13 protein-coding genes are annotated in these 13,141 nt (G+C 39.5%); 9 read left to right on the top strand and 4 right to left on the bottom strand.

The window, feature by feature from the left end; translation table 11 throughout:
* The first annotated feature begins 1 nt into the window (after nucleotide 1).
* The 3 genes from HDE68_RS10445 (at nucleotide 2) to HDE68_RS10435 (ending at nucleotide 1,802) form a co-directional block, all read left to right on the top strand.
* Entirely contained in the window at nucleotides 2-562 is a 561-nt protein-coding gene (locus HDE68_RS10445) for an RNA polymerase sigma factor (RefSeq protein ID WP_183881532.1), read from the top strand.
* 86 nt (nucleotides 563-648) lie between these two features.
* Entirely contained in the window at nucleotides 649-1,347 is a 699-nt protein-coding gene (locus HDE68_RS10440; protein WP_183881530.1) for a hypothetical protein, read from the top strand.
* 11 nt (nucleotides 1,348-1,358) lie between these two features.
* Nucleotides 1,359-1,802 carry a hypothetical protein gene (locus HDE68_RS10435; RefSeq protein WP_183881528.1) on the top strand — a complete coding sequence of 148 codons (444 nt, stop codon included), beginning with the start codon at nucleotides 1,359-1,361 and terminating at the stop codon, nucleotides 1,800-1,802.
* Between the two features lie 5 nt (nucleotides 1,803-1,807).
* On the opposite strand, the gene HDE68_RS10430 is transcribed toward HDE68_RS10435, so the two are convergent.
* Nucleotides 1,808-2,728 (bottom strand): DUF58 domain-containing protein, encoded by a 921-nt coding sequence (locus HDE68_RS10430; protein WP_183881526.1) that lies wholly within the window; start codon nucleotides 2,726-2,728, stop codon nucleotides 1,808-1,810.
* A 48-nt stretch (nucleotides 2,729-2,776) separates the two neighbouring features.
* On the opposite strand from HDE68_RS10430, the gene HDE68_RS10425 reads away from it, so the two are divergent.
* Nucleotides 2,777-3,268 carry a hypothetical protein gene (locus HDE68_RS10425; protein WP_183881524.1) on the top strand — a complete coding sequence of 164 codons (492 nt, stop codon included), beginning with the start codon at nucleotides 2,777-2,779 and terminating at the stop codon, nucleotides 3,266-3,268.
* Nucleotides 3,269-3,349: 81 nt separating this feature from the next.
* Here HDE68_RS10425 and trxA read toward each other — a convergent pair whose 3' ends face one another.
* The 3 genes from trxA to HDE68_RS10410 all read right to left on the bottom strand — a co-directional run bounded on the left by trxA (nucleotide 3,350) and on the right by HDE68_RS10410 (nucleotide 8,778).
* Nucleotides 3,350-3,667, bottom strand: a complete 318-nt coding sequence (gene trxA / locus HDE68_RS10420) for a thioredoxin (RefSeq protein WP_183881522.1) — start codon at nucleotides 3,665-3,667, stop codon at nucleotides 3,350-3,352.
* Between the two features lie 72 nt (nucleotides 3,668-3,739).
* Nucleotides 3,740-8,173, bottom strand: a complete 4,434-nt coding sequence (gene dnaE, locus HDE68_RS10415; RefSeq protein WP_183881520.1) for a DNA polymerase III subunit alpha — start codon at nucleotides 8,171-8,173, stop codon at nucleotides 3,740-3,742.
* A gap of 116 nt (nucleotides 8,174-8,289) precedes the next feature.
* On the bottom strand, nucleotides 8,290-8,778 hold the full coding sequence (locus HDE68_RS10410) for a lipocalin family protein (protein ID WP_183881518.1): 489 nt from the start codon (nucleotides 8,776-8,778) through the stop codon (nucleotides 8,290-8,292).
* Between the two features lie 251 nt (nucleotides 8,779-9,029).
* Between HDE68_RS10410 and mdh the strand changes: the two genes are divergently transcribed.
* The 5 genes from mdh to HDE68_RS10385 all read left to right on the top strand — a co-directional run bounded on the left by mdh (nucleotide 9,030) and on the right by HDE68_RS10385 (nucleotide 13,125).
* A complete protein-coding gene (gene mdh / locus HDE68_RS10405; protein WP_183881516.1) occupies nucleotides 9,030-9,968 on the top strand; it encodes a malate dehydrogenase in 939 nt (312 codons plus the stop codon).
* Nucleotides 9,968-10,399: a retropepsin-like aspartic protease gene (locus tag HDE68_RS10400; protein ID WP_183881514.1), complete on the top strand. Its 432-nt coding sequence runs from the start codon at nucleotides 9,968-9,970 to the stop codon at nucleotides 10,397-10,399. Before mdh ends, HDE68_RS10400 begins: the two co-directional genes overlap by 1 nt.
* A 46-nt stretch (nucleotides 10,400-10,445) precedes the next feature.
* Entirely contained in the window at nucleotides 10,446-11,129 is a 684-nt protein-coding gene (locus tag HDE68_RS10395) for a response regulator transcription factor (protein ID WP_183881512.1), read from the top strand.
* The gene (locus tag HDE68_RS10390; protein WP_183881510.1) at nucleotides 11,129-12,493 is read left to right on the top strand and encodes a sensor histidine kinase; all 1,365 of its coding nucleotides are present in this window, start codon (nucleotides 11,129-11,131) and stop codon (nucleotides 12,491-12,493) included. Before HDE68_RS10395 ends, HDE68_RS10390 begins: the two co-directional genes overlap by 1 nt.
* Before the next feature lie 143 nt (nucleotides 12,494-12,636).
* The gene (locus tag HDE68_RS10385; RefSeq protein WP_183881508.1) at nucleotides 12,637-13,125 is read left to right on the top strand and encodes a hypothetical protein; all 489 of its coding nucleotides are present in this window, start codon (nucleotides 12,637-12,639) and stop codon (nucleotides 13,123-13,125) included.
* Nucleotides 13,126-13,141 lie beyond the last annotated feature (16 nt).

The raw sequence follows: 13,141 nt of genomic DNA, 5'->3' as shown, positions 1-13,141 counted from the left end.
AATGAAGCAGGTTGAAGATGATGAAATTTTAGCAAAGTTCTCTGTAGAGGGCACGCGTAATGAAGCCTTTAACCTGCTCGTTACCAAATATCAGGAAAAGATCTACTGGCATATCCGCCGCCTGGTAATTGACCATGACGATGCAGATGACCTGGTACAGGAGGTTTTCATTAAAGTATGGAAAAATCTGGCTAAGTTCAGGAACGACTCTAAATTGTATACCTGGATCTACCGGATTGCAACAAATGATTGCATCACCTTTTTAAATAAGAAGAAACAACGGAATAATATCTCTCTGGACGATGTCTCTGACGAGCTTTCTGAAAGTCTGATTGCTTCTTCTTATTTTAATGGAGATAAAATCCAGATGAAGTTACAGCAGGCTTTGCTGACTCTTCCAGAAAAGCAGCGCCTCATTTTTAATATGAAGTACTATGACGAACTCAAATATGAGGAGATCTCTGAAATCCTTGGAACGTCAGTAGGCGCATTAAAAGCATCATTTCACATTGCGGTAAAAAAAATTGAAGTTTTTATGCTAAATGATGACATTACTTTTTAAACCTTTTGTGATTTATAGCATCCATATAGCATATAATTTTAGTAGAAGCTGATATTATAATGTTGTAATAGTTAAATTATCAAATAATGAAACACGATGTAGAAGACAACGAGTGGAAAAAAGAGGCCACTTATCTGGCCTCCCTTCAAAAGGAAAATCCATTTAGTGTTCCGGAACAGTATTTTGATACCCTACCTGAGATGATTCATGGCGCAATTTACGTCAATGAGCTGAAGGAGGCTATTCCTGTATCCGGATTTGTCGTACCTGATCAATACTTTGATATTTTGCAAGGCTGTATTTTAGCTGAAACCACAGGTCATAGTTTACAATCCCTTCCAAAGTCTGAAGGTTTTAAAACACCTGAACTGTATTTTCAGAAATTACAATCCAGTATACTTGCTCAAACAACAGGTGCGGGTTTTTCGGATAAAGAAATCGGGACAACACATGCCACTAAGACAATTGAGGCTAAAGCTACCGTTAAAAGTGAGCCTAAAATTATCCGTTTATGGCATAATGATCTGATCAAATATGCTTCAGCTGCTTGTTTTATCCTGGTTACTGCTTTTGGCCTTTTCCTTAATCAGCAGAACTTCAATGCGGAAAACAAGGCTACCGAAATAGCCAATGAGCAAATGTTATATGATATGAATGAACAGGATATCATTGATCATATTGACGGAAATACGACCGCTGTACAAAGTGACAATACGACCAGCTCAGATCTGGAAACTTATATTTTGAATAATTATTCTCAAAGTGATCTGACATCAGCATTATAATTCAACATACTATGAAAAATTTAATAGCTATCGCCTTCCTTTTATCTCTCCCCTTTCTTGCCTCTGCACAAAGAAATGAAGGAAGAGGTAAGGAAATTCAAGCTTATAAAAACACTTACCTAAAAGACAAACTGGAGCTAAATCCCGAAGAAGCGAAGATATTCTGGCCTATTTATAATGCGATGCAGCATGAGCAGAATGAATTACGTCAGGAACGCAGAAAGAATATGATCAGCTTTAGAAAAATTACTGAGATTGAGAATCTTTCGGATACAGAGGTAGAAAGCCTGATTAATAATGAGCTCAATTTTAAACAGAAAGATTTGAATATTGACCGCAAATATTATAATCAGCTCAAAAAGAGCCTGCCAATTAAAGTTGTCGGTAAATATTACAGAGCTGAACAGACTTTTAAAAAAGAATTGTTAAGCAGATATAAAGAAGCAAAAAAATAATCTGTTTAATTCATCTTTTGTCTTTTGATCAGATAGGCTGATAGTATGCCCGAAAAACCGGCGGCGATATCTGCATCAATAAGGTCGATTTTGTACTGGGCGCATTTTAGTTCGAGCATTTTACGGTAATCTCCGTAAGATTTCAGATAGGCATCCTTTACGGTGGCGGCATTGGCCTTTAGCAATTCACCAGTCTCCATATCTACAAATTGATAAGGCCTGTTCTCGAAATTAAAATCTGCTTCCTTAGCTTTATCATTCACATTGAAAATGATCACTTCATGTTTATTGAATTTCAAATGCTGCAGGGCGGAGAATAATGCTTCCTGATCCTGATCTGCAGGAGCTGTTGTTAAAAGATCACTAAAAATCACCACCATAGACCGCTTGTGAACCGACTCTGCTACCTGATGGAGTGAGACATCTAATTTCGTTGTTACGTTCATCTGAGGGGCTCTGAGTACCTCTTCGAGATGAGTTAGCAGATACTTCTGATGCACAGTTGTCGATCTGGCAGGAGTGTTTAAACCCAGCTGGTCTGTAAACAGGCTCAATCCGAATGCATCTCTTTGTTTTTTAAGCAGCTCAATCAATGCTGCTACTGCCTGCACAGAGAAAGTCAGCTTATGATAAGCTCCCTCTGGGAAATACATTGAAGAAGAAGTATCAATTACAAACTGGCAGCGAAGATTAGTCTCTTCTTCATATCTTTTGGTATATAATTTATCAGTTCTGGCAAAGAGCTTCCAATCAATATTTTTAACGTTATCCCCGCTGTTATAAGCTCTGTGTTCTGCAAATTCAACAGAAAATCCATGAAACGGGCTTTTATGCAGTCCGGTGATAAATCCTTCAACCACCTGCTTAGCGAGTAATTCCAGATTACTGTTAAATTGATATTCAAACGGATCGGTATAGAGGCCCATTTTGTAAATTTAACAAAAGAACTCTAACTTGCCACATTCATAAACAGAATGAATAAGTCTTTAAAACCTATCCCCCGCGATTCTGCCATTCACCGTTTGCTGTTAAGGGCTATTGTGATTTTTTATATGTTATTATTTCTGAGCGGGCTGGTTTCTTCCGGTTACTTTTTTAGTGAGGTGATTAAACTGGTACCTATTCCTATGCTCGGTTTTCTTAAATATATCCTGCTGAGTATTCTTTTTTTAGTGCTTTTGGTTACTGCATTACGTGCTTTAACACTGAAACCAATGCATCTAAGCCGTTTAACCAGTGCTACCGGGAATTTCAAATGGTTGTTTACCCTTGCCGTTATGATCTGCATCGCTGCAAAGGCCGGATTGTTTGATTTAAGCAGGAACCACCCTGTTGAGATTTCTTATATACAGATTGTTGTATTGACCGTTATAGCTGTATTTTGCTATTGGAGTGATCAAATGCTGAAAGGGGAAGAAACGTTTATTGAAGAAAATGAAGGGGAGCAATTTCATGAAAATCCGTAAAAGAATGACCAGTCACAAAATATCAGCATATAAAAAAAGCATCTGTTATACAGATGCTTTTTTTGATATATATCGGGTTAATTAAATTTGTTTGTCCAGTTTACCAGCCAATACTGATTTTGGAACTGCACCAACTTGTTTATCAACTACTTCACCATTTTTGAAGAATAACAACGCAGGGATGTTACGGATACCAAACTGAGTAGAAATCTGTGGGTTATTATCCACATTTACTTTACCCACGATTGCTTTTCCTTCGTATTCTTTTGAGATTTCATCTACTACCGGACCTACCATGCGACATGGACCACACCATTCTGCCCAAAAGTCTACTAAAACGGGTTTATCTGATTTCAACACAACTTCCTCGAAGTTAGCGTCTGTGATTTCTATAGCCATAATTCTTATTTTTATTTACACAAAGATATAATCAATTGTAATGCCACCATATTTTCTAATGCCAAAATGACATTAGTTCAACTTATAACTTACTACATTCAGCGCCGTCAACTGCTCTAAAAACTGGTTATCAGGATTGACTTTCAATGACTTAGAAGGAAGATCGAGCGAAACATTCTGTTCTCTATCGTATACAACAAAATTCAATTGACAGTTTTGTTGCTCAGTATTTTCTTTATTCTCTTCAATCATAGCCAGAATCCGGGTGATGATCTGTTCATTAATTCCGTGAATTGGAATCTGTATCGTGATAGTTTTAGCGAGCTTATCCCTTAAATCAGACAATAGGGCTATAGAAGTGATTTTAAACTCCCAATCTCCTTCTTTCCGGAACCTTTCTCCTACACGGCCACGGATTTGCAGGAAATAACCATCAGTCATAAACTGCTTGAATTTCACAAAGTCTTCTCCGAATAAGGCCAGTTCACAACTGTCATTGTAATCTTCAAAAACAATGGTACCAAATGGTTTTCCGGTTTTAGTCATACGCTGCGCAGAGATGACCACTAATCCTCCAACCACTAATTCTCTGTTTTTTATTTGCTCAAACTCTGCCAATACGTCTTCATTGGTATCCCCCATCCGTATTTTATTAACAACAGCCAGGTGACGAACGTTGTGCTGACAGAACTCTTTCAGCTCTAATTTATAGTTGTCGAGCGGATGACCGCTCAGGAAAATCCCGATCGCATCTTTCTCGTATTTTAACCTGTCTATTAAAGTCCATTCGGCAGCTACGGGCAAAGTAGGCTCGTTAATCATATCTGCCACTGTACCTCCAAAAAGAGAGGATTGTGCAGAAGATTCACTGTTCTGGAAATCATTTGAATACTTGATCAGCTTTTCAATGCCGTTCAGCTTATCATTCATCCCTATAAAAAAGAACTGTGCCCGGTGAGAACCGAAACTATCAAAAGCCCCGCTGTACACAAAACTTTCGTAGGCTTTTTTATTCACTGTCCTGGTATTAGACCGCCTTGCAAAGTCATAAATACTTTTATAGGCCCCATTGGTATTCCGTTCATCGATAATACTTTCTACAGCTTTCTCCCCTACTCCTTTAATTCCCGAAAGACCAAAACGTACCTCTCCCTGAGGGTTTACAGAAAATTTCAGAATGGATTCGTTGACATCCGGGCCCAATACCTGCACGCCCATCTGTTTACACTCTTCCATGAAAAAGGCTACCTGCTTAATATCACTCATATTATTGGTCAGTACCGCAGCCATATATTCTGCCGGATAATGTGCTTTCAGATAAGCAGTCTGATAAGCAATCCACGCGTAACAGGTAGAGTGGGATTTGTTGAAGGCATAAGAAGCGAAAGCTTCCCAATCCTTCCATATTTTTTCTAAAGTAGTCGGAGCATGTCCCTTTTCTGCTGCCTGGGCAACAAATTTAGGTTTCATTTTGTCCAAAACGTCTTTTTGTTTCTTACCCATTGCCTTACGCAGAACGTCGGCCTCACCTTTGGTAAAACCTGCCAGTTTCTGTGATAAAAGCATCACCTGCTCCTGGTATACGGTAATTCCGTAGGTCTCTTTCAGGTATTCTTCACAAGCATCTAAATCGTACTTTATTTCTTCTTCCCCATTTTTTCTGCGGACAAAACTCGGGATATACTCCAGTGGCCCCGGACGGTAAAGTGCATTCATGGCAATTAAATCTCCGAATACGGTAGGTTTTAATTCCTTCATGTATTTCTGCATCCCGGTAGACTCGTACTGGAAAATACCAATCGTTTCTCCACGCTGGAACAGCTCATAAGTCCTGACATCATCAATAGGAAACGCATCAGGATCAAGCTGGATACCAGTTCTTAAACGCACCAGTTTAACGGTATCTTTAATCAGGGTCAGTGTTTTTAACCCCAGGAAGTCCATTTTCAGCAGTCCCGCACTTTCTACTACCGAGTTATCAAACTGCGTGACGTAAAGATCCGAATCTTTGGCCATAGCCACAGGTACGTAATTCGTAATATCATCTGGTGTAATGATGACCCCGCAGGCATGGATACCTGTATTTCTTAATGACCCTTCGAGGATACGTGCCTGTTGTATGGTTTCGGCACTTAAACTCTTTGAATCTGCTATATCTTTTAATTCAACGACCTTTTCATATTCATCAGCACGCAATACCCCTCTGAGTGACTTCTCATCCAGGTTAAAGATTTTTGCGAGCTTCAGATTGGGGATCAGCTTAGCGATCTTGTCTGCTTCAAAAAGTGGCAGGTCCAATACACGGGCAGTATCTTTTATCGAAGATTTAGCCGCCATTGTACCATAGGTGATGATCTGTGCCACCTGGTTTGCACCATACTTATTGATTACGTATTCCATGACACGGCCCCTGCCCTCATCGTCAAAGTCGATATCTATATCGGGCATGGATACACGGTCAGGATTCAGGAAACGCTCAAAAAGGAGGTCATATTTGATCGGATCTATATTGGTAATCCATAAACAATAAGCCACTACAGAACCCGCAGCAGAACCACGGCCGGGGCCTACAGAAACATCCAGGTTTCTGGCTTCTCTGATAAAATCCTGCACAATCAGGAAATAACCCGGATAACCGGTTTTCTCTATGGTCTGGAGTTCAAAATCCAGACGTTCTATAATTTCGGGAGTGAGCTCCCCGTATCTTTTTTCTGCGCCCACGTAAGTGAGGTGACGCAGGTATTTATTTTCTCCTCTTTTACCACCATCTTCTTCATCTTCCTGAACTAAAAATTGCTCAGGGATATCAAATTTAGGTAAGAGAACCTCTCTGGCCAGTTTGTAAATGGAAATCTTATCTACTATTTCCTGAATATTTAAAATTGCTTCAGGAAGATCCGCAAACAGCTTTTTCATCTCTTCCGAAGATTTGAAATAGTATTCCTGGTTTGGTAAACCATAACGGTATCCACGGCCACGACCTATTGGTGTCGCCTGCTTTTCAGCATCTTTTACACATAATAAAATATCATGTGCATTGGCGTCTTTTTTATTGATATAATAGGTATTATTTGTCGCAATCAGCTTAATTTCATGCTTTTGAGCTAAAGAAACAAGTGTCTTATTGACTACGTTTTCGTCGTCCTGACTGTGACGCATAATCTCCATATAGAAATCAGAACCGAATAATGATTTCCACCAGATCAGCGCCTCTTCTGCCTGGTTTTCACCCATATTCAGAATCTTACTGGCTATTTCACCATAAAGGTTTCCGGAAAGGACAATAATATCTTCTTTGTATTGCTCAATCACATTCCGGTCAATCCTTGGAACGTAATAAAATCCTTTGGTATAGGCAACTGAAGACATTTTTGCCAGGTTATGATAACCTGTTTTATTTTTGGCCAGCAGTACCATCTGATAACCGTTGTCTTTACGGGATTTATCCAGGTGGTTTTCACAGACAAAAAATTCACAGCCTACAATTGGGGTGATCGGAACTTCTGTGGGCACTTCGCCTTTCTCTATAGCAGCCGCATTTTTTGCTTCAACGCCTTTGTTATGGTTGAGTACCTGGTTCACAAAATGAAAGGCCCCCATCATATTGGCATGGTCTGTCATCGCTACCGCAGGCATTTTATCGGCCGCTGCCGCAGCAATTAAACCCGGAATATTAATGGTAGACTGCAAGACTGAAAACTGCGTATGGTTATGCAGATGGACAAAAGTGGCGTCCTTAAGTTCTTGCTGGTTGTCTTTTAAAGTTTGTCTGGATACTCCCGGCCCCTCAGCCTTTTCCTGTCTTTTCCTGATTTCATCAGAAGCTGCTTTAAGGTTAATATGCTGAATACCAGCACTTGGAATAACGGCTGGCTGAACGGCAATAAATGAACGGATATAATCCTGATCGGCCTGAAGCTGCTCGGGCGTAAAAACCTCCATTTTAACCAATTGAAGGAAACAGCGAGTGGTTGCTTCAACATCGGCCGTTGCATTGTGCGCTTCGGCAAAAGGTACTCCAAACAGATAATTATGTAATTCGGTCAGTGTTGGCAATTTAAACCTGCCCCCTCTGCCGCCCGGAATCTTTAATAAATTAGCAGTGACTTCTGTACAGGTGTCCAGAACGGGCATTTGAGCCATAGGGCTTTCTACACCCATCCGGTAAAACTCAGATCCCATAATATTGACGTCGAAGCCAATATTCTGTCCTACTACAAATTTTGCTTTGGAAAGGGCTATATTAAATTTCTCCAGAACTTCCCCAAGTTCAATACCTTGCTCTGTAGCTAATTCTGTTGAAATACCGTGTATACGCTCTGCATCATATGGGATGTTAAATCCATCCGGTTTGACCAGATAGTCCTGATGTTCAACCAGATTTCCCATTGCATCATGTAACTGCCAGGCAATCTGAATACACCTTGGCCAATTGTTCGTATCGGATACGGGTGCATTGTAATTGCCAGGTAAACCTGTAGTTTCGGTATCAAAAATTAAATACATAGAAGGGTAATTATGAAGCCCTGTGCTGCCAATTTAATTCCTCAGACAAAGGGAGGTACAAAATTACGGATTTTTAAGAAGCTTTCTAAATTCTTACCGCTAAGAAATCATAAATTTCAGGAAGAATGTATCTCTCCTTTTTGAACTGTAGCTTTATGTTCCTGTGAGACAAGCTTTGAGATATCATAACCTTTTTCTTCACAGCGGCCCAGAATTTCTTCAAGCAGAGTTTCCGGTAACACAGGCTTGCGCGACATAATGGAAAGATGTTTATGCTTAGGATGCCCAACTACTACATAAGAGTAATCTTCGGCCAGCTCTATTACCCAGTAATCGACTTTTAAGGGCCAGACAAACTGTGCTTTAAGCTGTGCATTACTGGTACCGCGAACCACAATAAGTTTTGATCTTACGTATTTGGTCTCCTCTTCTGCAGGTAATTTATAAGTAGTGAAAACCGCATAATAACCATCAGGATGTATCACATAGGTTTCTGTGGTTTCCACCCAGTGTTTGTCCATAAAGGTGGGTATGGAATATAGTGAATACCATTTACCTGCGTAAGACATTATATCAACTTTTTCAACAGGTTTATTCTCTAACATAGCGCTCCCTCATTTTAATATGGTAAGAATATCTGTTCAGGTATATTGATCAAAGTCAATTTACAAACCTAAGCAGACGTTAAGCAAATGTAAATTCTTTCTCATAAAACCACGAAGGTCTGATAAAGTTTTAAAAAGCAATTTTAAACTTTAGCTAAGAATATGTCGAAATTTTCTAATAATGCCTTAAATTTTATAACTTGGGCAGGAAGATCTAATGAAGATTTTATTACAATTTAAAAATTGAATCCATGAAGATAACAGTTGTTGGTGCAGGAGCAGTTGGTGCTACTTGTGCAGATAATATTGCTAGAAAAGAATTAGCAGAAGAGTTAGTTTTATTAGATATTAAAGAAGGTTTTGCTGAAGGTAAAGCTATTGATATGATGCAGACTGCCGCATTATTGGGTTTTAATACTAAAATTACTGGTGTGACTAATGACTACAGCCAGACTGCAGGCTCTGCAGTAGCTGTAATTACCTCTGGCCTTCCGCGTAAACCGGGAATGACCCGCGAAGAGCTGATTGGTATCAATGCTGGTATTGTTAAAGGTGTTGCCGAAAATATATTGAAGTTCTCTCCTGATGCGATTATTATCGTGATCAGTAATCCAATGGATACGATGACTTATTTGTCGCTTAAATCACTGGGACTGCCTAAAAACAGAATCATTGGTATGGGTGGTACATTGGACAGCGCAAGATTTAAATATTACCTGAGCGTTGCATTAAATTGTAATTCAAATGATTTACAGGGATTCGTTATTGGCGGACATGGCGATACAACGATGATTCCATTAACACGTTACGCAACTTACCAGAGTTTACCTGTGACGAACCTTTTATCTGCTGAGGTACTGGCTAAAGTTGCTGCTGATACCATGGTGGGTGGAGCGACCTTAACTGGTTTACTGGGTACTTCGGCATGGTATGCACCTGGTGCTGCCGGCGCCGCTTTAGTGGAGAGCATTGTACGCGATGAGAAAAAATTATTTACCTGCTGTGTAGCCCTTGATGGCGAATATGGCCAGTCGGATATCTGCCTGGGTGTTCCTGTAATTGTAGGCCGTAATGGCTGGGAACAAATTATAGATTATAAATTGAATGAACAGGAGCAAGCGGCTTTCAATAAGAGCGCTGATGCAGTAAGGGCAATGAATAATGTACTGAAAGATATGAAGCTGATTTAATGCGGACAATCACAGTACCTCTTACTTTAATAAATTTAAATGATGACGGTTTCCACTTATTGGTGGAAATCGTTGTTTTTGGCACTAAACACTGGGCGGTTGTAGATACAGGAGCTTCGAGATCTGTATTTAATAAAACTTTTATTGAGCAGAACAGCGACGATATCATGATTCCCGAAGATGCAAATGCGACTACGCTGTTTACCACTTCGAGCACGATACAGGCTGTAATCCCAAAACTAAAAATCGGTAAGCTGATTATTAAATCTTATCCTGCGGTTGCACTGGATCTGGAAACAGTAAATGATGCTTATGTATTAATGGGGCACCCGCGGATTGTAGCTATTTTAGGGAGTGATATATTCCATAAATATCATGCAAAAATCAATTATAAGAAGCTAAAGATTCTATTTTCGTCCAAACCGGGCTAATTTTGCTTATTCTGCTTAAATTTGTGTTCAAATAAAATATTTGCTTATGAAACTTCTTATTGTTGAGGACGAGCCGAATGTGGTGTCTGTTTTGAAAAGAGGTTTAAGCAATGAGGGATTTGAGTTAAGTATAGCCCCCGACGGATTTATTGCTTTAGAAATGGTTGGCGCACATTCTTTTGCCCTGATTATTCTTGATATTATGCTTCCGGGAATTAACGGGCTTGACTTGTGTAAACAAATCAAGAAAAATTACCCGCAGACACCTATTATCATGCTTACTGCACTTGGAAGTACTGAAAATATAGTGACCGGACTGGACAATGGTGCTGATGATTACCTGGTCAAACCTTTCAAAATTGCTGAGCTTAGTGCCCGCATACGTACTCTGTTAAGAAGGTATGCTGGTTTTCAACAGGCTGACGAGATTATTACCATAGGTGATTTACAAATCAATATTTCTGGTAAAACGGTAACCAGAGCTGATCAGGAAATCACACTTACAGCTACCGAATACCGCCTGCTTCAGTTTTTTGCCAGGAATAAAAATAAGACTTTATCCAGAATTGATATCCTTGAGAATGTATGGGATATTGATTTTAATATGGGAACCAATGTGGTTGATGTTTATGTCAATTACCTCAGAAAGAAAATAGACAAGGGTTTTAGTACCAATCTGATCCATACGGTAGTTGGTCTTGGCTATCTGTTAAAAGAAAAATCAATGTAATGAATTTAAATACCCGCATCACTTTCTTATTTGCTATTCTATCAGCCGTTATCATCTCTTTATTAAGTGGTTTTGTCTGGTATTTTGCCAATGAGTTTGCTTTTGAAGATTTCTACAAAAGACTGGAAGCCAGGGTAAATATAGCGAGCCAGATTAAACTGGCTACCGGAGCAAACACAGTTGAATACAGAGAGGCACGTCAAAAATATCTGGAACGTCTTCCACAAGAGGAGGAACAGGTTTTTTTAGCCGACAAGGCAAGCAAAATAGCTTTTGATAAAAGGGTACACCTGCCTTCCAGTTTTTATAAAACCATAGAATCCGGTCAGATGGCCCGTTATAGAAATGAGAATGTATTTTATGCAGGTAAATACTTAAAACAGGGCCCAAATGGCTATATAGTTATTATTTCGGCTAAAGATCCTTATGGTTACAGGGAGCTAAAGGATCTGCAGAAGATCTTGTTTGCAGGTTTTTTCCTTTCGGTAGCCCTATCCTATTTTGTGGGAAGAAAGTTTTCTGATTTTACTTTTAAACCAATCAGGGAATTGATTAAGAAGGCGAAAGGGATCAGTGCAGAAAATTTACATCAGCGCCTGCCGCTAATTAAAGGCAGTGATGAGATTGCGGAAATTACACAGACTTTTAATGATATGCTGGACAGGCTGCAGACTGCATTTGAAACGCAGAATAATTTTATCAGTAATGCTTCGCATGAATTAAGGACGCCTTTAACGATTATCAGCGGGGAAGCTGAACTGGCAGTGTTTAGGGCCGGACATCTGGACCCCGAATTTCAAAAATCACTGGCCACAATTCAAGCGGAGGCGGAAAGACTTGAAAACATTCTGACCAGTTTGCTGAGTTTAGCACAATCGGGCTTTGACGGAGAAAAACAGCGCTGGGAAGATATCCGTCTGGATGAGCTGATCTGGGATGTCAAAGAGTCTATTGACCTGGTTAACCCGGAAAACCAGATCCGGATAGACCTTTCTAAACTTCCTGATAATCCGGAAAGCATTAATCTGCATGGTAATTTAAACCTGATTAAATTGGCTGTAACCAACATTGTTAACAATGCGTGTAAATATTCTGACAACAGGGTTGTTGACCTGGGTTTGTCAGTGACAAGAACAAATATTGTAATTAGTGTGAAAGATCAGGGTATCGGAATTCCTGAGGATGAATTACAGCATGTGTTTGAACCTTTTTTCCGTGCGTCGAATACAACACGCTATAATGGCTATGGGGTAGGTCTTCCTTTATCTTTAAATATTATCCGACTGCACAAAGGCAGTATTGCAATTAAAACAGTTCAGGAATCAGGAACTGAAATGAGTATTCTACTGCCCCGCGCTCTTTAATTAAGCCACTGGTTTTCAATAATTCAGCTTTTAAGCCCCATTTATCGGGCTTACTTACAATTCTAATCCCGCTCTAATCTCACTCTTATGTGGCTGTAATGTACGGCCTGTACTATTGTATCATTAACTAATCAAGATACAATATGAAAACCATTTTAATTCCTACAGATTTCAACGAAACATCGGTCTATCTAACAGAGGATATTTTAAAGAATTTTAAAAGCGAACCGGTTAAGATTATTTTCTTTCATGCTTATAAGCTAACTGATTCTATCTCTGATTTATTAATGCTCTCCCGCCGAAGTACCGAGTATGGACAGATTCCAGAATCTTTTCATAAGGCATGTTACGACTTCAAAAAAAAGTATGCAGAAAAAGTAAGTGCTGTAGGAATTGAATATTTCTATGGGAGTACAATGGCTGCCTTCAGAAATTTCGCTGAAGCGAATGAGGTGGATTTCATTTACTGTCCTGTTACTTATAGTTTCCGCCCAATCTCTAAATACAGCATCAACCCTGATGTTTTTTTGAATAAATCGGGTATCCCGGTAATTGATGTCGTTCAGGATGAACCATCGGTTAAAACCAACAAAAAGATCGCTCTGGAGCAGGAAACAGCCCAGCTTGTCTAGTTATTAATTTTAAAAC

It is taken from the genome of Pedobacter cryoconitis (genome assembly GCF_014200605.1).
GTDB classification, from domain to species: domain Bacteria; phylum Bacteroidota; class Bacteroidia; order Sphingobacteriales; family Sphingobacteriaceae; genus Pedobacter; species Pedobacter cryoconitis_B.
Note: the sequence above shows the minus strand (reverse complement) of the source record. Positions and strands in the feature narration are given on the sequence as shown.